Source organism: Belliella alkalica (assembly GCF_022549785.1).
Taxonomy (GTDB): Bacteria; Bacteroidota; Bacteroidia; order Cytophagales; family Cyclobacteriaceae; genus Belliella; species Belliella alkalica.
In genome coordinates, this window is record NZ_JAKZGO010000009.1 from 137,094 (window position 1) to 159,029 (window position 21,936).

Below are 21,936 nucleotides of genomic sequence, written 5' to 3' on the forward strand. Positions count from 1 at the left end.
TTTTGGCACAAATGTACGTTTTCTGGTTAGTTAAAGTGTCAAAAAACCTAGTTGTTTTTAAGTTTTGTCGAACAACAAACCGTCAAATTAAAAAACTCTCCTGAATTAACCTCCATAATCACCTAAAGAATTTCGTCTTTGTAACCTTCTGATTTAAAAATCACTGGAGCAACTCATCACCAAAAAACAACCCACTTCCAAATCACGATGGTATAAAATCATGTAAATGCACTTCAATTTTGACCCATAAACTAAAATTGAAATGCCATGAATGGAACAAATGTAAACATCGGATCAGGTGGAAAAGTACCACCGCTTTTTGACCATGTAAAGGACTACATTTCCTTTTTAGGGATTTCGTCAGATGAAGCTGAAATTTTCTATTACCACTATAAATCCATGGATTGGGAAAGTGAAAACGGAACCCCTTTCAGCAATTGGAAAACCCTTGATGATGATTGGATATAGAACCTATTGAACTGATCAATTACAAAACCGATTGCTACAATCTTTATAAGATCCTTTCAAGGTTATGGATTGCATTTTGGAGCAATCAGCAAGATATGGGATTGTCTATGAGATTCCGCTCTTGAATTAAGTTCCGTAGTCACCGTTTTGCCCTTTACTTGGAACTCGTAAGTCTTTTTTCCCTTTAGGATTTGAAGTGGAAATTCTTCTGTTTAAAACCGTTAAAAGTAGCCGCTTTAAGATGTTGTTTCAATTTCTCAGATACTAAAGATTGCTTGAAGCTGTCTGTTTTATTTTCTATTCAATTTCTCAGCAATTTAGGATATCATCCCCCACACATGGCAAGAGACTACGGCATAAAGCCGTGGCGCTTTGCTTACTATTTATTCCGTTTCCTCTTGCATTCAGTGGCTGCTGAATCCTAGTGATGCTTCATAATTAAATCTTTAACCTAAAAGAAGAAATCATGAAGACTATTGCGAAAAAACAAAAGAAGGATGTTTATCAGATGGTAACTGATCTAATCATTGAAAAGCTTGAAAATGGGATTGTCCCATGGAGACAGGTGTGGCAGGGAGGAGATATTCCTGCAAATTACTTGACCAAGAAATGCTATAGAGGAATCAATATGTGGATCCTGTTATCAGCCCAATATGAAAAGCCGTACTTTTTAACCTTTAAGCAGGCACAAAGCTTGGGAGGTTCGATACGGAAAGGATCTAATGGATTGCCTGTATGTTATTGGGGTTTCAGCTACTTTGACAAAAAGAGTGGCAGGAAATTGATGGAAGAAGAAGCCAAGAAGATGCATCCTTCGAAAGTTAGGAAAATAGGGTTTTTGAAATATTATACGGTTTTCAATATAAGAGATGTGGAAGGGGTTGAATTTGAGACTCCCAAAACTGTGACTTTGGAAAAGACTGAACCGGTTGAAAGGTGTGAGCAGATCATCAGGGAAATGGTCAACCCCCCAAAGATTATACATACAATCCCAGAAGCTTATTATTCGCCAGTTTCGGATTGCATCAATATGCCTGATAAAAAGCTTTTTGAATCTCAGGAGTTTTATTTTTCAGTGCTTTTCCATGAAATTTTACACTCGACTGGACATCAAGACAGGCTCAATAGGAAAGAAATTGTTGAATACAATGAGTTTGGATCAGAAGGATATAGTAGGGAAGAATTGACGGCGGAAATGGGAGCAAGTTACCTCTGCAACCATTCAGGGATCATGGATGAAAAATTGTTGGACAATTCAGCATCCTATATCAAAGTTTGGCTGGATAGGCTAAGATCTGACAAAAAGCTATTGCTGGAAGCAGCATCAAAAGCCCAAAAGGCTGTGGAGTATATTTTGACAACTTGTCCGTTTTAAAGATTTTAAGGGGATACTCCTCCCCTTTTTTGGTCATTGTATTAAGTGGTGGTATTGATATTCCTATCGCAAATTTCAACAAAAATTTGGAATACTTATAAAAGTACCTTAGGAATCAATTGGGGTTAAATATAGATAGTAATAATGTTTGATACAGCCAGTTTATAAATAGTCTACGCAATGCATAGACAATTAAGCCAAATCTGATTCTCGTCATAAAAAGGAGTGATTTTTTTTAAGACTTACACCTTTCTAAAATCTCTATTTCTCCATCAAAAATCACCTAAGGAATTTTTTCTCAATAACCCCCAGATTTAACAATCATTGGAGGAGCCCTCCCCAAAAAAACAACCCACTTCCAAATTGCGGTGGGGAAAATTCCTGTGAAAGCATTTCAATTTTGACCCATAAACCAAAATTGAAATGCCATGAATGGAACAAATGTAAACACCGGATCGGGTGGAAAAGTACCACCTCTTTTTGACCATGTAAAAGCCTACTTCTCCCTCAAAGGAATGTCATCAGACGAAGCAGAAATATTCTACTACCACTATGAATCGATGGATTGGGAAAGTGAAAACGGAACCCCTTTTAGTAACTGGAAAACACTTGCCGATGATTGGATATGGAACCTCTTGAACTGATCAATCACAAACCCGATTGCTGCAATCTTTATCAGATCCTTTCAAGGTCATGGATTGCATTTTGGAGCAATCAGCAAGATGTAGGATTGTCGGACGCCAATCCAATCTTGCCCTCAGCTCCGAAGTCGCACCGGGGGATAAATCCTCCGAAGTCGGATTTATCTCAAACTTAAGAATGTATGAAAAAAAGAGCCGTAGAGTACCCAATAAAAAGAACCATCAGGTTCACTGAAAAAGAAGATGCAAAACTTGGAAAGCTACTCCAAAAAAGCACCTATTGTCAGACTTTAAGTGAGCTGATACGTGATATGCTTTTCAAGAAAGAGATCACCGTCAATACGTATGACGCAAGCCTGCAAGAAGTTAAGTTAAAGCTTGCAAGAATCAGAAACGAGCTTCAAGCTATAGGTGTCAACATCAACCAGATCACACGGTATTTCAACTCCTCTCAGGATGTGGAAGCCAAGCAGGCTTATGCGGAAAAGGTTGTGCCTCATTACAGGAATGTTGAAGGTAAGATAGAGGAACTGCTTGCCATTCTCTCCCAATTGTCAAAACGATGGTTGCCAAAATAACCACTGGGAAAAATATACGTGGTGCACTGCATTACAACGAAAACAAACTTGCCAAAGGTAATGCAGATTTATTGTTGGCCAATGGATTTATAGATGATAGTGATTCAGTAAACCTCCATGACAAACTTGTTCAATTCCGGGAGTTCACAGACAAAAACAAACGCACCAAAACCAATACAGTACATATATCCCTGAACTTCTCTCCGAAAGATGAATTGGACGACGAGAAGCTGAAAAAAATAGCCATGACCTACATGGAAGGAATCGGTTTTGGTGACCAGCCCTACCTAGTCTACCAGCATTTTGATGCAGCACACCCACACATTCACATCCTCACTACGAATATCAGGGAGGATGGTAAACGCATTGAAACCCACAACCTCGGCAAGAACCAATCTGAACTTACAAGGAAGTCCATCGAGGAAAGGTTCAGGCTGATAAAGGCAGAAGACCAAAAGAGTGAACAAGCGTATATTCTCAAGCCTGTATCGATGGGTAAAGCTCAATACGGTCAATCAGAAACCAAAGCTGCCATAGCCAATATAGTGACAGAAGTAATGAGGACGTACAAGTTTACTTCATTGGCTGAATTCAATGCAGCCTTGCGCCAGTTCAACGTAACAGCTTACCGAGGTGAACCAGAGTCCCGCATGTACCAAAAAAAGGGATTGGTATATTCTGTTTCTGATGGAGATGGAAACAGGTTGGGAGTTCCCATTAAGGCAAGCTCGATTCATTCCAATCCCACATTCCAAAATCTTGAAAAGCGGTTCGGGCAAAACAAGGAACCTAAAAAACAACACAAATCCAGAGCAGTCAAAGCCATAGAGAATATACTGACCAAACCTGAAGCAAAAGACTTGGATGGGCTTAAAGAGGCTCTTTCCAAAAAGGGAATCCATGCGGTTTTCAGAACCAATGACCAAGGACGGCTATACGGAGTGACTTTCGTGGACAATGTTACCCGGAGTGTATTTAACGGCAGTGACTTGGGCAAACATCTGAGTGCAAATGCCCTTCATCAAAAGTTCAATATTAGGGAAGAGGTCTCGGTGGTTGCTTATTCGAAAAATCAAAGCCAAGACGAAACCGCAACCGAAGAGCTAGCACAGGGTCGCTCATTGGTTGAAGAGATGATTCAGGGGTTGTTTGATGAGGTGCCAGGTGAATTCCTCCCAGAAAACAGACCCCGTCGAAAGAAGAAAAAACGTCGCAAATAATCCAAATCAACGATCATGGGAACAGGTGAAAACGAAGAAGCTTTACGTAAGATCATTGACCTTACCCGAAAGGTGAGTTTCGGAATACTTGCACTACACTTTTATGTGTACTGTTACAGTTCATTTGAGAAATGGGGATTTACTCATCCTATCTCAGACAGGGTATTGCTTAATCTCCAAAGCACTGGGATTTTCAATCATATTCTGGTCACGAAAATCATGGCTTTGGTCTTGTTGCTGATTTCCCTGCTTGGAGCTGCCGGGAAGAAGGATGAAAAGATACGATTTGCACATGCGGCTTTTCCATTTTTTTCTGGACTAGTGGTTTTTCCCTTGAGCCATATTTTACTACGACTAGATTTCGATCAAGAGATTGTTTGTATCATTTACATGATTGTCACTATCATTGGATACATCCTTGTTCTTACAGGTGGAGGGTTGATGTCCAGGTTGGTCAAATTGCGCCTCAAGGACGATATCTTCAACGCGCTCAACGAGACATTTCCTCAGGAAGAGCGGTTACTCGAAAACGAGTACTCCGTCAACCTTCCTGCCCAATATAACCTAAAAGGAAAAATCAGAAACTCATGGATCAATATCATCAATCCGTTCAGGTCACTGTTGGTTATTGGTACTCCCGGATCAGGTAAATCATATTTCGTGATTCGCCATGTCATTACACAGCACATAGCCAAAGGTTTTTCCATGTTCATTTACGACTTCAAATACGATGACCTTTCCATCATAGCCTACAACACCCTTCAAAAGTATAAAGATAGGTACACCAAAGATCCTGACTTTTATGTTATCAACTTTGATAAGCTTTCCCATACCCATCGTTGTAATCCACTTGATCCAGAAACCATGATGGATATCACCGATGCAGCCGAATCATCCAGGACAATTATGCTTGGCCTCAATCGAACATGGATTAGAAAGCAAGGAGACTTTTTCGTGGAATCCCCTATTAATTTCCTGACAGCAATAATTTGGTTTTTGAAGAAATTCAAAGGTGGGCAGTATTGTACCCTGCCCCATGTTATTGAATTGATGCAGATTGAATATGATTTACTTTTCCCTGTATTACGTACAGAGCCTGAAATAGAGGTACTGATCAACCCGTTTGTTATCGCCTATCTGAACGGGGCAACCGATCAACTGGAAGGACAGATTGCTAGTGCAAAAATCGCTATGGCAAGACTGGCATCTCCCCAGATATACTATGTGCTTTCAGGTAATGATTTCACGCTAGACCTCAACAACCCTGACGAACCCAAGATCATTTGTGTGGGAAATAATCCTCAAAAGCAGCAGACTTACGGCGCAGTGCTTTCCCTGTATATTTCCAGGATGATCAAACTGGTAAACCAAAAAGGGAAGCTGAAATCAAGCCTTATATTCGATGAATATCCAACGATCTATTTCAATGGCATTGACAACCTGATTGCGACTGCCCGAAGCAATAAGGTTGCGACCTGCTTGGGGATACAGGACTTTAGTCAATTACGGAAAGACTACGGACGTGAACAGGCAGATGTAGTGACCAACATTGTAGGGAATATTGTTAGTGGTCAGGTGACAGGAGACACTGCAAAACAACTCTCTGAACGCTTTGGGAAGATCATGCAACAGCGTGAAAGCATGTCTATCAATGCAAACGACACCTCCATCAGCCGTTCTTCACAACTGGATTCCGCTATACCTCCCTCGAAGATTGCCGGATTGAGTTCAGGCGAATTTGTCGGGATGGTGGCTGACAACCCCGACCAAAAAATCCCACATAAGACCTTCCACAATGAAATCATCAATGACCATGAAGCCCTGAAAATGGAGGAACAGGCCTATCAACCTATTCCTCCCGTTGTAGATGTAACAGCTTCTGAAATAGAGTCCAATTACAGGATGGTCAAAAATCAAGTGAAGCACCTAGTTGAAATTGAGATTGAACGGATTTATAATACACCGGAACTGGCTCACCTGATTATCGAAAAAGAAAGCTGACCCTGTCACATTCCGTCAGCTGCATCCATGTATTCTGTGAGAGCAGTTTTAAGGTGGTCTAGGAATACCGTGCGGTTCTTTTTCCTTAGCCGTATTTCCTGAAAGGCACGGTAGTATTCTCCCAAATCCTTTTGAAACATTGGCCCAGTAATATTGGCGATATCCTTGATATCCACTTTTCCTTTGTTGAACACCCCAGCAGCTTTCAATGCATATATGAGTTCAATAAGCCATACTTTTGGCCCCGTCCATACAGGGCCAGTTTTGTTGGATTTCTTTCCCTCTAGGGTATCAAGAGAAATTTGAAGGTATTCCAAAACCTTCTTGAAGGCAATAAATTGACCAACCCTATAACTACCAGCACAACTGAATTCTGGATCTGCATCGAGAAAGTAAATATCAGGAAAGGAGAAATCAATCTCTCCATTCCTAAGAAAAAGCTTGTCATCAAGATCGGTTTTTCCGGAAAAATGATACCAATAAAGCTCTTGATGTCGCTCGTAGAAAGCCGATATCTTTTCCATTTCCTTTCTATAACACCCTTTCTTTTGTTTGGGAGGTTTCAGTGGGCAGGATGACTCTATTCTGAATACCTCAGCGAAATAAATCAATTCCCCAAGGAATTTTGGTTGTATAGATTTGAAGAATACTATCTCCGAGGACTTGTTCTCAAAACCATGCTCGTTAACATATTCTTTTAGCTTGTACAATGATTCTTGGACTGCTGTAAACGATTTCCTGCATAAGTCAATTTTTCCCTCTGCCGACATGCTGATGTCCAAAAGCTTTTCATTAGTCCTGTTATATAAATTTTCGCAATATAATTCCATGGCATTTACTTTTTAGGTTAATAATCTACTGATCAATAGCACCTATCTTAAGCCCGGAAAGAAAAGTGCGTAATTTCGATACCTATAAAATTAATGATAGAATTTTTAACTATTGACATCAGATGGAAGCTCTCCATTGAATCGAATGTCCTATAGATTACTTTGTAAAGCTTAATCTTTCTTTTTTCTGAAATTTGCAATAGTGGATTTACTTACTCCCAAGATATCCATGATTTCCTTGACTTTTAGCGTATTCCCAAGTTCTTGTTCAGGTCCTGAAAGAATGTCATATACCTCTTTGACAGGCTGGGAAAGGAATTCAGCAAACCAGATTACAAGTTTCTCCTGTAAGGCATGATTGACTTTAATGGAGAGATCAAAAAAGGCTGGAGCTTCTTTTATAATCCTAGACTCAAATTGACGGTCAATCTCACAAACCTCTACATCCGAGATTGCTTTCAATATAAAATTTGAAGAAGTGCCAGAGTTAAAAGAAACTGGATCAAGGGCTACTTCTCCAGGAAAAAATACTAATTTGGTAATTGTTCGACCTTCGGGAAGCTGGATTGAAAATGAAATGTTCCCTTTGAGAATGAAGCGGGCACAGGTTTCAGCTTGGCCTGCATCTTTAAGAACCGTACCTTTCGGATACTTTTTTAAGTTTAAATAACTTTTTATCTTTTGATATTCATCAATCGATACTTCTGCGAACATGTCCATATTGGACTTAAGTTCTTTTAACCAAGAATCTTCCATTTTTTCATCATCCATGGGTGAAAGTACTCACCCTTTTACTATACCCTAACACTTCCAAATACAATCCAAACCGTCTATATATTTCAAGAGGTTTGTTCCAATCTCAAAAACCAATTTGATAAAATAAATAATCAAAAGTACAAAATCAAGAAATTACTTATTTTAAATAACTTTTGAAGTTAAAAAGTGCAAATTTGTACTTTTTTCACTTGAAATGAAAAAGGTACAAAATGGACTTTGAAAGAAGTGAAGATCCTTCCGAACTTTACTTTATGAAAAGTGAAGAAAAAATTGGAATAAGCTTAGATGGAATTATTACCAGTACATTAGTTCTGCTTTCTAGAGCTATACTTTCATTGATTTTCTTGTATTCGGCATTCTCCAAAGTTATTGATTGGAACGGTACGAGGTCAGCCTTGCATAATCAGGTTTTCCCTGGTTGGATGGCAGAGACACTGCTCTTTGCTTTACCTGTGATTGAATTGGTAACAGCAATCCTTTTGCTTGGAAGAAGGACTTTCAAACTTGGCTTAGTTGCTTCTACATTATTGATGGTTTCCTTTACAATTTATGTGGGCTGGGTGATGTCAGGAGCATTCGGAAGGATTCCGTGCAGCTGTGGAGGTCTTATTTCTACGCTTGGATGGCCGGAACACCTTTTACTGAATTTGGTACTGGTTTTTATCTCTCTCCTTGGACTTGTGCTAAGCAAGAGGACATCAGTATAAATCAAAAATAAATATTGCAGAAGGCGAAGCTAAAAAAAGCTGCCCGGCGCCTGAAGCCTAACTATAAAATAGAGAACGGAAATAAAAAAGAAGACTCTGTCAGTGTAGTCACTAGGTGGCGACCTGACACCAGTAGGGGGTAAAACCAGCCGTCCCTCTCAAAAGGTCAAAGACTTTGACTGAAACGACCGGAATTACTTTAACAAAACAATCAAAATTATGAAGAATTACATTAAAAATCTATTAAAAGCAAGCTTAGTATTGCTTGCAGTGGTGGCGGCGTTTGCGTTTACGACGCCACAAAGTTCAATTCAAGGCCAATTATTCGCCAATAATGGAGGAGATTGGGTGCCTATTCCAGATGTGCCACCAGGCACACTTTACGAGTGTGATGGTGAAGAGGCAATTTGTACTGCCAAATTCTTGGATGACGACCCATCAGATATGGAAAATATCATTCCAGATTCTGTAAGGCCAGGTCAGTATGTTGATCTATAATTGATCAAGAGGTTGCTGTGTATTTCCATACAAGCAACCTCTTTTTATTTAATCGAAATATAATTACCGTTAACAACAATCCTTTATCGAGGGTTCTGCGGGATTTCATTTCTTGAGACTTCTCCAAAAGGTATCAAATATGTCCATTTTTTTTCACCTGATACAAGGGTAAACTCCTCCTCTCCTACAACTTTTGTCAAGTTGTTTTGAATTCTTCCTTCCATCATCATCCTCCGAAGATCATTCCATCTTGTCCCCCGAAATACCAGTTGCTTCTGCTTTTCTTCAAAGAGTTTGTCAACGGGATCATTTTCAGCTTGAAAGTTAACTGGTACAATCTCCCCACTTCTATATCGAAACGCCAGAAAATCGTTCACCAATTCAGAAGCCTCATCGAGCTTAGAATTCCTGATTTTTGCTTCTGCTAATACAAATATCGTTTCATCAACTGCCAATCCTCCAAAAGAGCTAATATTGCCAGTGTAGGAACCTCTAAAATTAGTCAACCCTGTTGAAGTATTTAAAGCAAAATAAATATTTCTCCTAAGATCGTTTTCATGGTATAATTGAAGAAAACTTTGGTCAAAGTGTATTTGATTTGAAAACTGACTGATTGAAATCTGATTGGCAAAATAGATTTGCTCTTGATTAAAAGAAGGTATTGGTCGTGTCAAACTAGGATCCAAATCATTAAAGTCCATCAAATCATCTTTTATACCTAAGGACAAAGAAGCATATTCTTCTGCCAGCACGTAATTTGAGAAATTTAGGTACGTTTTTGCAAGAACTAGGTAAGCTGCCGCCTTACTGGGTCTTGTCAGGTACTGAATTTCTGAGGGGAGTAATTCGGCAGCTTCAGTCAGATCAATTATCATTTTTTGATAAGTATCTTCCAGATTCCCTCTGCCATACCGAAGATTGACATTTGATGAAATTGGATATGGAAGTCCTAGAGAATTCACTGCATTTTCCTGACTATAAGGATCTGCAAAAAGTTGCAACAAATTGTACATCGCATATCCCCTAACAAATAATGCCTGTCCCTTTAAGAAGTTCCACTGCATATTTCTTTGATCGTTGGGTATTTCTTCCAAACCCTCCAAGACAATGTTGGATACAAATATTTGCTGATACATTCTATTCCAATCACCAACATTTTCTATGGCAACAAAGGCATTTGGATCCCAAGAGTAATATTCTCTGGCCACTATATTGATGGCATTAAACCCCTGCTGTGTGATTTTAAGTTCATCAGAAGCATAGACAAATCCTCCAGGAGTTTGGTTAAAAACCTGTGCATCATTGTCTAAAAGAGCCTGAAAATCCGAAAGTGATTTGGGGATTACGTAAGACTGCCTTGGTTTCTGATCGAGATATTGATCACAGGCTGTAAGTAGTAGTAAAATGCAAACTTTGAAGATTATTTTATTTACTGTATTCATGTTTTCATCATTTTTGAGGTTCTTCACTTAGATCTATATAATATCATTGAGCTTGGATCTGCTTTTTTTAATTCTTTTCATAATCCTTTAGAAATCAATCCTTAGACCAAAGGAAATGCTTCTTTGGGGTCTAAAAAGTTGAAAATCAGGATCGAGATTATCATCACTTGCTTTCCATAGTATCCCTAAGTTGTTTGCATAGGAGTATAGCTCAATCTGTTCGAATGGCAGTTGTGAGAATTTGCTTTTTGACATAGTGTAACCCAACCTTATATCTTGTAGCCTTATATGATCACCTTTTCTAACCATGTTTTCGGAGAATAAATAGAGATTGTCCCTGTTTGAATTTGAAATGGCAGGAATGGAGGGGACAATTGTGACTAGTTCGTCTCCTGGGTTTTGCCATCTATTCCCAAAATCACTATGGCTTCCGACTCCTTGAAGCACTTGGCTATAGTTCACCGAGTTTATTCTATAAAAGTATCCCAACCGATAACTTACATTTACGGAAAGGTTAAACCCTTTCCAGATGAATGTGTTTCTAATTGCCCCAAAGCTTGTTGGTCTTGCCGAACCATGATAAATCAAATCCTCCGGTTTTGTATTGGAAATCACTGTTGCAAAATTTGAACTTGGCTCTCCATCCAAGAACCCTCTAGGATCGCCGGTATCTGGATCCAAACCAGCAGATGCAAAACTGTATAATGAAAAAAGAGGTCTTCCTTCATAAGGTACTGGACTGAATGCACCCATTCCTGCACCGTTTTGAACATAGGCAAGGGAAGTCTCACTTCTTTCATAAGCAGTAACCTTCTCCTCTATTTTTGAAAAGAAGAAATCTGTACGCCATTTTACAGCCTTGTCAATATTCAATGTACTGATATTAAAATCTATACCCCAACCTTCTGTCTGTGCAAAATTCCCCCTAAACTGTGTAATTCCCGAAGAAGGTGGAAAGCCTGTTGTCCCAATTAGATCGGTTGCCTTTTTACTATAGACTTCCAATGTTCCTGAAACAATATCATTCTTGGTGGCAAAATCATAGGCTACGTTAAACATCCCAACTTTCTCCCATCGCAAATCAGGATTTGGGTTGGTTACAATCATTCCTGATGGAAGCCCCAAAAGATTTGTTGATGAAAATCCTGCTATTGCCAATGAAGAAAGACTATTGTCAACATTGCCGTTGTAGCCATAAGTGACCCTTAGCCTACTGTAGGGAAGCCAATTGATTCCATAAAAGCTTTCATTGCTTAGGTTCCAAGAAGTCCCCAATGAAAACAAAGGCACCCCCTTCATGTTGGTGTCAACACCAAAAATATTAGACAGGTCTCGCCTCAAGCTTCCAGAAACGGTATATTTCTTTTTCCAAGTATAGGACGCGTTTCCAAAAAAGGAAATAAATCTATCATAAAAACTATTTACTGACGTTCCATAAGGTATCCTCAACTGCTGGGCAGGAACAGCATAGTTTCTGAACAATGTGGTATAGTCAACCGGTAGATTTATCGCATTCTCTCTTTGATAACCATACATCCGATAGGAAGAAACATCTGCGTCCAAAAACCTAAACTCCGATCCGCCCAACACGACAAGTTCATGGTCATTCCATTGCTTATTATAATCACCCTGAAGCCGCATAGAATGTGAGAAGGAAGAGTTGTTCGCAAAGTCTCCAATCCCACCATCTGGTATAGGCTTAAAAAATCCCCCATCACTTTGCACTTGTGTGTATTGGTTGACCAAGTGTCTGCTGAAATATGAATCAGCTGGACGATAATTTATCCCCCTTGTATTGGCTTGCCAATATTGATAAGACAAGGCTAATTTTAGGTCCTTGGAAATTGCGTATTTGAGTGCAGTATTTATTCTAATGTCTGTGGTTTTGGAATTATCCTCATATATGTTCAATTCCTGAAGAGGTCTAAACTGCCAATCCAACAAACCGTTTTCAATGGCACTAGAGGTAAAGTTTTGATTGTAATCTTTGGGAGTGATGGCAGGAAGTCCATTTTCATCCCTAAGGCTGTAGTAAATTGGCAGAGCCCTTGTGGCGGTCATCCCCAGATGGGAAGGTCCTAAGTTTGGGCTTTCCCTTGAAGCATGAACAAAATACACCCCTGCATCTACCTCCCAATTTTCACCTAAAGTAAAAATCTGTCTGGTATTCAAGGTTATTCGCTGATTGCCATTGAATTTCAGGTTTTCACTGTTTTTATCAAGCCCCAGCCCATAAAAAAACTGATGATTCTTGGTTCCTCCCTTTGCCTGAATGGCATATTGCTGATTGAAAGCACTTTGATATAATTCTTTATCAATATCATTTCTCAAATCATTTGATCGCAATTGAGCCAATAGAGTATTTCCTGCTGCCTCAGTGATTAATCCGTCCCTTATTCCCAAAAGTGTTTCAGCTCCAATTGGAATCGGAGGCCTGGAAATACTGTTTCTTTGACTATCCCAATATCCCCTATCAAATAAGATCTTTTCAGCTTCCAAAACTTGGGAAGCATCCATTAAGGGGAGATAAAACTGATCTGGAGCTTCAATGGAAGTGAAATTGGTATTGAATGTAAACTTTGTAGGTTGGTTTACCCCACCTTTTTTTGTTGTGATCACAATAACGCCATTAGCTGCCCTTACGCCCCAAATTGATGCAGCTGCGGCATCCCTTAGGACGGTTATACTTTCGACATCATTTGGGTTGATAGCTGAAATATCCCCATCATAGGGAAAGTTGTCTATAATGACTAGTGGTCTACTATTACCGAAAATTGTACTTCTACCCCTGATATCAATATCCAGATCCCTGCTGACATTCGTTCTGTTGAAAATTAGCCCAGGGGTAATATCCTCTAGTCTATCAATCAAGTTTGTACTGACACGTCTATTGATCAACTCTTCATCAACTTGTACAAAAGATCCTGTTGCCCTTTCTTTGGGAAGCTGCTGATAACCTGTAGAGACAATTTCAAAGTCCTTTAGCTCAAGTCCATCCTCAGTCAGGTTAATTTCAAGGAAGGCATCACCTGTGATTTCCACTTCCTGCCTTAAAAATCCCACGTATGAAATCACCAAGGTTTTTATAGATTGGTCAATGTCAATCTCAAATTCACCATTTTCATCGGTTACAACACCTTTGCTTGTGTCCTTGATCATCACTGTAGCCCCTACCAAAGGCTCCGCATTTGAAAGTGAGAGGACTTTGCCCTTTTGGGTAGTTCTTGATTCCTGACCAATTGAATTGAATGAAACCAAAAAACAAAAGACTATCAATGTGTATAATTTTTCCATATTTATTCAAAATTTAGATTATCCCTTATTATCATTTTTTCCATTGGGTGAAGCTCTTCCTTCAATATTAGTCCATAGGCTGACAAGGCTTGATTTAACGCCTCTACATCACTAAGCTTGGACTCTAAATGCAAGTCAATTGGAAAGTCTATCCCTGACTTATTTACCACAGGCCTTGGATCATTACTGAGGTACAAAAGGTTAAGGTGGCCTACCAACATATCGATCCTAGTATTATTTAATGCTGCTGAATGGCTGTTAAACTCATGTTTGGATGTGCCTCCTTTGGATTTTAGAACAGCGGGGTCAGCGGTTGTTTTCAATGCCAGTACCGGCATATCTCTTTCTTCAAAACTGACTACATACTGAGGAAAAAGCTTTGTAATTTCCTGTTTCAGCAGGGCCCATTTCTCAGGTTCAGAAACATCTGGAACTATCAATTCATAACAGTAGCTGTTGCCACCCAATTTCCACTGCAGGTAGGCACTCCCTGTTTCGCTAGAACTGATCTTACTGGGATCCTCGACATCTATATCAATCATTTTTGAAGGAAAAAGCCCCTTACCATCGCTTAAGCCCATGGCAAACAGATATTTGATGCTGGTATTTGTAAAAAGAAACTTGACAATCCTTCTATTTTCGTCACGTACGATCTCTAATGCATTTGGAAGCCCTTCAACATGCCTAGTCAATGCAGACTGATAGAGTATTTGGGTATTTCCAAAATCAGTGTTCCCAGCCAAGAGGGGTTTGTTACGATCGAAAGCCACCACCTTATCCTTCTTTTCTCCCAAAGCTTTTTGATCACCCCGAATCATTGCTGAGATATTGGCTTCTGAAATCTCCTCTCTATAGGTAATGGCCACAACTTCACCATCTTTTCCCACCCATACATAGTGTGGAAGTGTTTGGTGTGGGAAAAGTTCTCTCAGCGTATTATCCCCATAAACCATAGGCTTCTTGATCTCCTTCAGTTTAGCCATTCTGGAAAAGAGCTTTTCTACATCTTCCTTGTCCTGGTAAGTCACAGGAAGGATCGCTAGTTCATCGCCAAAGGCTTTGTCCAAACTATCGAGCTTCGGAAAACTGGCCACACAGGGAGCACACCATGTCGCCCAAAAGTCAAGGATTAAAAGCTTGCCTTTATAGTCAGAGATTAAGATTTCTCCATCTGGATGGTTCAGTACATCCTCAAATTTGAGGTTGGGAAGCTTATCCCCAATATCGAGAGGTTCAAGTTTCTGCTGTCCGAAAGCATAAACAGACAGCAGCATGGCAATCAGTAATGTTATTTGTTTCTTCATTATTTCAGTTGATTAGTCATTAGTTAATTCATAATTAGGTCATGTCCTCTTATGATCAGAATATGGATAAAGGGTTTTGGGTCAGAATCTTTCTCTGATGCTATATCTGTCTTCATAGTTAATTTGGGTTATTGGTTGATTTAGTTATTAGGTGTTAGAAGGTTTGAAGGTTTGAAAGTTGGGGTCTGGTTAGGAGAATAGTTATTGGTCATTAGGGAATGGGAAATTGGAAGATTGAGAGTTAATGATTTCATGTTTTTTTGTGGTTAGTTCCCTGAGGGATCGGGAGAGATTTGGGAATTATGCATTTTGTCTAGAATCTAATGTCTTGTATCTATTGTCTCTTAAATAAAGGAGGTCGGTGGATTGGTTTGTAAGTGAGTGGAATCGCCACCGACCTGGGAGCTATGGAGGAACTCCCCACTCCGCCGTCCTGTAGGATAGTCACCATATGTGAATCCCATCCTACATGGGTTTATATTCATCGATTAACCTTATGAGGAAAGTTTGACGGGGAGGCCTTTTTGAGAGTAGATATTTGATTTAAGATCTTAGATTGGGGGTCGGGGAAAGTTCATAGTGATTGGTTGATTAGGGATTAGAAGATTTTAAAATTGGAAGATTATGTTTGTAGTGAATATTTTATTCAGGGTCTGTCACATCGACCAAAGGGAGATGTCTCGTACTAGTGTTCTTTACTAAAGCACTTTATTATTGTCTTTATGCTCGCCTCTCCCCTCTTATATAAAACCCCAGCGCAGTGCGCAGCAATGTGGACCGCTGCCAACCAGTTTAGCATCACCTGTTTTTAGGGTTAGAAATTGAAGACACTGGCTAGGGTTGTGACTAGATTTCTCCGTACCGTCGAAATGAATGGATAAAAGAAAGCATAGAATTATCCTTTGATCATCTTGGGGATGATTGAGGCTGTACTTTTCGCTTTGTTCCTTGGGTTATGGATCCTTTCTTAGAAAAGGCATAGCTGTATCAGGCTAGAAAAACTTGCGTTTTTTTCCAGCTGGTACGGGAACAGGGAAAAGTTCCTGATGGCTAAGAAATGGGGATCTTTCCGATGGTGCTTCTGCAGTAGCTATAGGATCGGAAAGGTGGAGGGCATATCCATGGTGTATTGACCTTGGAAAAATGTACCCAAAAGATTTTGAAATAATAGGTTTAGATAGGGTTCTTGGGCTTGCGCTCAAAGAGGATATCGAAGGCTGAGAGGCCTGGATCTCCTGTCGGTTTGAGGGATTCTGTCTGATCAGACTGGTAGATTTTTCCTGACTCGGATAGCAAAGCAAAAAGGCACAGTCCTGCCATTCCGAATAAATCGGAGTAGGGTTCAATGATCAGGTGGCTGTATATTTTGCTCGCTTTCATGAGTAAATAGTATTAAAAAAGAGCGAATGGTGAAAAAAATCCAACAGGACTAAAAGCTGGACCCTATCACCGCAACCCATGTACCGCCAGGAACTTGAACGCAGCTTATACGATAGGGCCCATATCTTTTAGTCCTGCTAATATAACTTGAAAAAGTTAAATAACATTAACTATTGATATGAGCACTTACCTATCGTCTCGCGTTCTTCAAAACTGGCGGTTTCGGGTTACGAGCTCTTTAGTAAGTATTTTAACACATTAATTTTTAATCAGTTGACTCTATAACTTCATAAATAATATGATATTTTTTACTTCTAACTAACTTTAACAAATATAAGGGTTAATTTATTATATTCCAAAAAGATACATAAAATAAATTAAGAAGGTCTCTTAATTTATTAGATGAATACAAACGGGTTAGATAAAGACATTTTAGCAGGTTCAAGGATAAAATTAATGCGAGAACGGTTGCTCATGAGTAGCAAAGCATTTTCGAAAGCAACTGGAATACCTGTTACTACTATTAACAGAATTGAAAATGGAATTGAATCCTATGATGTACATAAATTAACACCAATATGTAATTTTTTCGGAATCAATAGGGAAGATTTATATAAATCCGATTTTGAGATTCCAGAATGGAGAGCTTTAATCTCTAAAATGAAAAAATTACATAAACCTGGAAGTAACCCTTACACATATATTTTTACTAAAACCCCAAAACTTCCTATGGTTATTGAGCAAATTCTTTTAAAAGAAGATGTTCTTGATGATTATGTTCAAGTTAAAGATGTGATGAAATTTCTATCAGAAAAGTGCAATTGGGAGTATTTAAGCTCTTCAATCACTAATGCTTTAAACAAATTTGTAGAAAATGGTGAAATTGAATCAAAACAAGTATCAAGTAGCTTATTTAAATATAGGAGAAAGCGTTAGGTTAGCGTTTTAAAGAAAATCCTTCGAGATATTAGATATTAAATTCACTATTTAATTGAGTGAAAATACCCTGAACATGGTGTTTTTTGTTTGGAGGGAATTTGTGGTTAGTATTTTTTTACTTTTTGTCTTAACACAAAAAGTAAAAAAAAAGTCAAGACGGAGATATCCTATCAGCGCTCTAGTCCAGCGCTGGCCCGGATCTCCGTCATCCCGCCCGCATCAGGCGGTTTGTATTGAAAACTAAAAGTTTTCACTGTAAAAACACCATGTAGTTGGTATTTTTTGTTAAGATCGGAATGGTTATGTTTGGTAATCGGGAAATATCAGCAACTTATGCGTCATGCTAAGGCAACAGTCTTCAGTTCAAAAGGCTCTTAAAAAAACTTACTCAAACTAACTTGATACTTCACTATGAAATGGATTGATACAACAGATTTAAGGCAGTGGGCAAATAGAAGAAACTGTCAAGAAACACTTCCAGAATTAGCGAGAAAATTAATAAGAGCTACATCTGATTCAATTAAAAGTATAAAATTCCCTTCTGGCGAAAATGTATCAATTGGGGGCTGGGATGGAATTTTAGAGGTAAGTGATGAAACAGAATACTTACCCCAAGGAATATCTCTATGGGAATTCGGCTCAAATGCAGATACAAAGGGCAAAGCCGATGAAGACTATGAAAAAAGAAGCAAAAATCCGATTGGCTTTAATCCTGCAGAATGTACATATGTATTTGTTACACCCAGGCTGTGGACCAAGGGAGACGAGTGGATAGAGGAAAAAAAGAAAGATGGCGTATGGAAAGATATTAAAGTAATCAATGCTGAAATACTCGAAGAGTGGCTTGAAATCGCACCAACAGTAGCCGCCTGGTTAGCTATAAAACATTTAGGAAAATATCCAAGTGAAGGAATTCAGTCAACAGAAGACTTTTGGGAAGAATGGTCGAGTGGCCCAAAAATTAAACTTAATCCCGAAATTTTGTTGGGCGGACGTAAATCTCAGATTGATAGCCTATTTGATCTCAGTTTAAGCCCCGGCATTATTTCAGTACAAGGTACCTCACGAGATGAAGCACTTGCCTTTATTATATCAAGTTTCAAAAATGTACCGGATAAAGAAGAGGACTTCTTCGCTAGAAGTATCATAGTAGATAGTGAAGATACTTTTAGAAAATTATCCGTCTTAAAAACTCCTTTAATATTAATTCCAAGGTTTGAAGATTCTGGAATTATAAATCGAGCAATTTCAAATGGTCATTGCGTTATAGTGCCATTAGGAGCGGATGCTTCAGATATTTGGAGAAATAAGATAGTGCTTCCGCAGATCGATCGAGATTCATTTGTGAAGTCGCTAAGTAAAACCGGGATCGGCGAAGAACGAGCCGAAAAATATTCAAAAGAAAGTACAAGAAATGTAACAATACTCAGAAGACAACTTGAATTCGTTAGAAGTGTTCCTGAATGGGCAAAACCGGAGAATGTTAGAGAGATATTACCGGCTCTAATTGTTGGACGTTGGGATGAAAATTATGAGCACGATAAAAATATTCTCGCTAACCTAGCTGGAGAGAATTACGAAGAATATTCTAAAAAGTTAAGTCGTTGGTTAAACTCATCAGATTCACCCTTTGTAAAAATTGGCAATACGTGGAGAATTGCATCTCCATTGGATGCATGGACAAATGCATCGAAATATTTAACTCAAAATGATTTTGAAATATTGCGTCAATCTTTTCTGAATATTTTAATCGAGATCAATCCGGCATTTGAACTAGAACCTATGAAAAGGTATATGGCCTCTATGTATGGGAAAGAAAGAGAATTTTCTGGGTGGATAAGAGAAGGCATCACGCAATCACTGATATTAGTTTCGATTTTCGGAAATCAACTAAAATTTAATCTGCCAATTAGCGGGCCTTTGTGGGTTGATAGAATTATAGCCGAACTTTTTAATAACGATAATCCCCAACTTTGGAAATCGATAGAAAATAAGTTACCTCTATTAGCTGAAGCTTCCCCGAACGAATTTTTAAACGCTATTGAAAAATATATTGATGCGGACAACTCACCGGTAAGAAGTTTATTTAACGAGGACCCCGGTTTTATGTCGTCTCAAAGTTATCATACAGGCTTGCTTTGGGCTTTGGAAAATTTAGCATGGCTACCAGAATATTTCCCAAGAGCAACTCTTATTCTTGCTAAACTTTCCGCAATCGATCCTGGTGGCAGCCTTGCTAACAGGCCAATTAATAGTTTAGCTGAAATTTTTAAACCCTGGCACTATCAAACAAATGCAACATTTGAAGATAGAATTGGAGTATTAAAACTGATCTTACAAAGAGAAAAGGAAGTCGCATGGACTCTTTTGTTGAGAATGCTTCCCGATTCACATGCAATCGGACATTTTACTCACAAGATGCGATGGAGGACCTTTGACCAGACTTTTGAAAAAATATATACCGATATAGAAATTTGGGGAACTCATTCGGTAGTAGTCGATCTTCTGCTTTCAATATGTGATTTTTCTGAATCAGAGATTTCAGATTTAATTAAAAAATCTGTAAACCTAAGAACTGATGATAGAGATAAAATATTATCATTTGTGAAAAATAATATCGATAAAATCAAGCCAGCCGATCTTTCGTTATGGCAAGCGATACGTGGAATCCTAAATCACCATAGATCGCACCCTGGCATGCATTGGGCTCTCCAAGAAGGCGAATTGATTCGCTATGAAGAAATATATAAAGCCTTGGAGCCTGCTGACGAAGTCCAGCAAATATTGTGGTTATTTGAGGAACACTGGCCGAGCTTTATTGAAGGATACCAGCGAAAGGTTACATCTACAGAAAGTCAGCAAAAGCTTATCAATGATAGAAGAATTGAAGCATTAAAAATTATTTATCAGAAATATGGCATAAATAGGATTAAGGAGATTAGTACAGCAATTAAGGACTCTTGGATTTTAGGAGATACATTAGCCTACATAACAAATGACACAGATGAAATTATATCCATTTGCGAATTCTTAGATATCTCGAAAAATAATTTGAGGTTCATTTATGCCTTCATTATAAGAAAAGAGATACTTAATGATACCCTATGGATAAGAGAGCATTTTGCAATATTGAAACAGAAAGGGTTTAATGATGCTGCGTTGTCTCAGTTTTTAATTCCAGTGAACCAAAATAAAGCACATTGGGAGTTCATTGACTCAACAAGTGATGAAATTAAAATAGAGTATTGGCTTAACATGTCTCCCCATTTCTGGAATATCCCAAAAGAAGAAAAAATTATTGGGATTAGATACTTGCTTGAGTTCAAACGATACTTTAGCGCAATTGATATTTGCTCACATTTTCACGAAGAAATTCCTAGTGACTTGATAGCTGAGGTTTTAGATAAAGCTGCGACTGACAAAGCAAGTGAGAATACCAGGCTAAATGGATATGAAGTTGAACAGTTATTCGAGACCCTTGACAAAAGAAATGATACTTCACCACAAACCTTGATTAAATTGGAATGGTATTTTCTACCAATGCTCGCGTCATATGGAAATAGACGAAGTCCCAAATTATTACATAATGAATTAGCAAATAATCCAGATTTTTTTATTGAGGTATTTAAATGGATATACAAGGCGGAAAATGAAGAGGAAATTGAAGAAACTGAGCTGTCCCACGAACAGATACAAAATAGAAGTAGGCAAGCCTATGAGCTTTTGCATTCATGGAAACAGATTCCAGGAGTTGATGAGAAATTCAACATAAATGAAGAGTTTTTATGGTCTTGGATTAACAAGGTTCGTGAATTTGCTAATAACTATAGTAAGCTAAACATTGCTGATGCATACATTGCACAGGTTTTAGCATACTATCCTGAAACAGAGGAAATTTGGCCTCCTGTGGAAATTTGTAATGTTTTAGAAATTATAAATACCGATAGTATTAAACGAAACTTTTCAGCAGCAATATTCAACAAGAGAGGAACAACCTCAAGAGGTGTTTTTGACGGAGGCGAGCAAGAACGAGTTTTAGCAAGACACTTCCGCAAACTGACTGAATTGCACAAAAATAGATTTCCTAACGTGGCTTCTGTGTTTGACAGCTTGTCGAAAGGCTATGAAGAAGATGCAAAAAGAGAAGATGAACAGGCAGAAAGAGATAGACTTGAATATTAAATTTAAAGTATAATCTGTATATAAATTACACAAACACAATTACAGCAAACAAACACGAACGCACAGTCGAGGTAAAGGGGAATCCCACCCCTAAACCTCTCACAGAACTCCCAAAAATCGGAATGAACCTCTCGATTGTTCATGTTGGGTTTGTTTTTAATTGTATTCACGAATGTTTGGGCATTTCATACAGTCAGTTCCGCTTATTGCGGAAGCTCTTATTATGCAGTCGGATACATTTTGTCAGACTAATTTGTATCCCAGTTCCCAGTGACGTGGTTTTTACTTTTTGCCTTGATG

Annotated in this window: 16 protein-coding genes; 10 read left to right on the plus strand and 6 right to left on the minus strand. The window is 38.6% G+C overall.

Annotation, left to right across the window (positions count from 1 at the left end; all coding sequences use genetic code 11):
• Positions 1-267 precede the first annotated feature (267 nt).
• The 6 genes from MM213_RS12505 (at position 268) to mobC (ending at position 6,283) form a co-directional block, all read left to right on the plus strand.
• Positions 268-468: a hypothetical protein gene (locus tag MM213_RS12505; RefSeq protein ID WP_241412716.1), complete on the plus strand. Its 201-nt coding sequence runs from the start codon at positions 268-270 to the stop codon at positions 466-468.
• Between the two features lie 466 nt (positions 469-934).
• Positions 935-1,843 (plus strand): ArdC family protein, encoded by a 909-nt coding sequence (locus MM213_RS12510; protein ID WP_241412717.1) that lies wholly within the window; start codon positions 935-937, stop codon positions 1,841-1,843.
• A 428-nt stretch (positions 1,844-2,271) separates the two neighbouring features.
• Complete coding sequence (locus MM213_RS12515) at positions 2,272-2,487, plus strand: hypothetical protein (protein ID WP_241412718.1); 216 nt, start codon at positions 2,272-2,274, stop codon at positions 2,485-2,487.
• 179 nt (positions 2,488-2,666) lie between these two features.
• Entirely contained in the window at positions 2,667-3,062 is a 396-nt protein-coding gene (locus MM213_RS12520) for a plasmid mobilization protein (RefSeq protein WP_241412720.1), read from the plus strand.
• Complete coding sequence (locus MM213_RS12525) at positions 3,047-4,282, plus strand: relaxase/mobilization nuclease domain-containing protein (protein WP_241412722.1); 1,236 nt, start codon at positions 3,047-3,049, stop codon at positions 4,280-4,282. Before MM213_RS12520 ends, MM213_RS12525 begins: the two co-directional genes overlap by 16 nt.
• Positions 4,283-4,297: 15 nt before the next feature.
• Positions 4,298-6,283, plus strand: a complete 1,986-nt coding sequence (gene mobC, locus MM213_RS12530) for a conjugal transfer protein MobC (protein WP_241412724.1) — start codon at positions 4,298-4,300, stop codon at positions 6,281-6,283.
• 5 nt (positions 6,284-6,288) lie between these two features.
• Here the strand turns inward: mobC and MM213_RS12535 are convergent, their stop codons facing one another.
• Together MM213_RS12535 and MM213_RS12540 are read right to left on the minus strand one after the other, a co-directional pair.
• Positions 6,289-7,113 carry an RteC domain-containing protein gene (locus MM213_RS12535; protein WP_241412725.1) on the minus strand — a complete coding sequence of 275 codons (825 nt, stop codon included), beginning with the start codon at positions 7,111-7,113 and terminating at the stop codon, positions 6,289-6,291.
• A gap of 171 nt (positions 7,114-7,284) precedes the next feature.
• Complete coding sequence (locus tag MM213_RS12540) at positions 7,285-7,884, minus strand: Crp/Fnr family transcriptional regulator (protein WP_241348349.1); 600 nt, start codon at positions 7,882-7,884, stop codon at positions 7,285-7,287.
• Positions 7,885-8,099: 215 nt separating this feature from the next.
• Here MM213_RS12540 and MM213_RS12545 point away from each other — a divergent pair, with 215 nt between their 5' ends.
• The gene (locus tag MM213_RS12545; protein WP_241412726.1) at positions 8,100-8,597 is read left to right on the plus strand and encodes a MauE/DoxX family redox-associated membrane protein; all 498 of its coding nucleotides are present in this window, start codon (positions 8,100-8,102) and stop codon (positions 8,595-8,597) included.
• Positions 8,598-8,816: 219 nt separating this feature from the next.
• Positions 8,817-9,095: a DUF6520 family protein gene (locus MM213_RS12550; RefSeq protein ID WP_241412727.1), complete on the plus strand. Its 279-nt coding sequence runs from the start codon at positions 8,817-8,819 to the stop codon at positions 9,093-9,095.
• Between the two features lie 83 nt (positions 9,096-9,178).
• Here the strand turns inward: MM213_RS12550 and MM213_RS12555 are convergent, their stop codons facing one another.
• The 4 genes from MM213_RS12555 to MM213_RS12570 all read right to left on the minus strand — a co-directional run bounded on the left by MM213_RS12555 (position 9,179) and on the right by MM213_RS12570 (position 16,455).
• Complete coding sequence (locus MM213_RS12555) at positions 9,179-10,537, minus strand: RagB/SusD family nutrient uptake outer membrane protein (protein WP_241412728.1); 1,359 nt, start codon at positions 10,535-10,537, stop codon at positions 9,179-9,181.
• Positions 10,538-10,624: 87 nt separating this feature from the next.
• Positions 10,625-13,831 (minus strand): SusC/RagA family TonB-linked outer membrane protein, encoded by a 3,207-nt coding sequence (locus MM213_RS12560; protein ID WP_241412729.1) that lies wholly within the window; start codon positions 13,829-13,831, stop codon positions 10,625-10,627.
• 2 nt (positions 13,832-13,833) lie between these two features.
• Positions 13,834-15,135 (minus strand): TlpA family protein disulfide reductase, encoded by a 1,302-nt coding sequence (locus MM213_RS12565; protein WP_241412730.1) that lies wholly within the window; start codon positions 15,133-15,135, stop codon positions 13,834-13,836.
• 1,173 nt (positions 15,136-16,308) lie between these two features.
• Positions 16,309-16,455 carry a hypothetical protein gene (locus tag MM213_RS12570; protein ID WP_241412731.1) on the minus strand — a complete coding sequence of 49 codons (147 nt, stop codon included), beginning with the start codon at positions 16,453-16,455 and terminating at the stop codon, positions 16,309-16,311.
• 462 nt (positions 16,456-16,917) lie between these two features.
• On the opposite strand from MM213_RS12570, the gene MM213_RS12575 reads away from it, so the two are divergent.
• Both MM213_RS12575 and MM213_RS12580 read left to right on the plus strand, forming a co-directional pair.
• The gene (locus MM213_RS12575; protein ID WP_241412733.1) at positions 16,918-17,451 is read left to right on the plus strand and encodes a helix-turn-helix domain-containing protein; all 534 of its coding nucleotides are present in this window, start codon (positions 16,918-16,920) and stop codon (positions 17,449-17,451) included.
• A 414-nt stretch (positions 17,452-17,865) separates the two neighbouring features.
• Positions 17,866-21,636 carry a hypothetical protein gene (locus MM213_RS12580; protein ID WP_241412735.1) on the plus strand — a complete coding sequence of 1,257 codons (3,771 nt, stop codon included), beginning with the start codon at positions 17,866-17,868 and terminating at the stop codon, positions 21,634-21,636.
• The last annotated feature ends 300 nt before the right edge of the window (positions 21,637-21,936 follow it).

Coding starts and splice junctions, on each gene's coding strand:
- MM213_RS12575 (WP_241412733.1), top strand. CDS start 16,918: ATGAATACAAACGGGTTAGATAAAGACATTTTAGCAGGTTCAAGGATA.
- MM213_RS12535 (WP_241412725.1), bottom strand. CDS start 7,113: ATGGAATTATATTGCGAAAATTTATATAACAGGACTAATGAAAAGCTT.
- MM213_RS12545 (WP_241412726.1), top strand. CDS start 8,100: ATGGACTTTGAAAGAAGTGAAGATCCTTCCGAACTTTACTTTATGAAA.
- MM213_RS12580 (WP_241412735.1), top strand. CDS start 17,866: ATGAAATGGATTGATACAACAGATTTAAGGCAGTGGGCAAATAGAAGA.
- MM213_RS12510 (WP_241412717.1), top strand. CDS start 935: ATGAAGACTATTGCGAAAAAACAAAAGAAGGATGTTTATCAGATGGTA.
- mobC (WP_241412724.1), top strand. CDS start 4,298: ATGGGAACAGGTGAAAACGAAGAAGCTTTACGTAAGATCATTGACCTT.
- MM213_RS12550 (WP_241412727.1), top strand. CDS start 8,817: ATGAAGAATTACATTAAAAATCTATTAAAAGCAAGCTTAGTATTGCTT.
- MM213_RS12540 (WP_241348349.1), bottom strand. CDS start 7,884: ATGGATGATGAAAAAATGGAAGATTCTTGGTTAAAAGAACTTAAGTCC.
- MM213_RS12570 (WP_241412731.1), bottom strand. CDS start 16,455: ATGGCAGGACTGTGCCTTTTTGCTTTGCTATCCGAGTCAGGAAAAATC.
- MM213_RS12555 (WP_241412728.1), bottom strand. CDS start 10,537: ATGAATACAGTAAATAAAATAATCTTCAAAGTTTGCATTTTACTACTA.
- MM213_RS12505 (WP_241412716.1), top strand. CDS start 268: ATGAATGGAACAAATGTAAACATCGGATCAGGTGGAAAAGTACCACCG.
- MM213_RS12520 (WP_241412720.1), top strand. CDS start 2,667: ATGAAAAAAAGAGCCGTAGAGTACCCAATAAAAAGAACCATCAGGTTC.
- MM213_RS12560 (WP_241412729.1), bottom strand. CDS start 13,831: ATGGAAAAATTATACACATTGATAGTCTTTTGTTTTTTGGTTTCATTC.
- MM213_RS12515 (WP_241412718.1), top strand. CDS start 2,272: ATGAATGGAACAAATGTAAACACCGGATCGGGTGGAAAAGTACCACCT.
- MM213_RS12525 (WP_241412722.1), top strand. CDS start 3,047: ATGGTTGCCAAAATAACCACTGGGAAAAATATACGTGGTGCACTGCAT.
- MM213_RS12565 (WP_241412730.1), bottom strand. CDS start 15,135: ATGAAGAAACAAATAACATTACTGATTGCCATGCTGCTGTCTGTTTAT.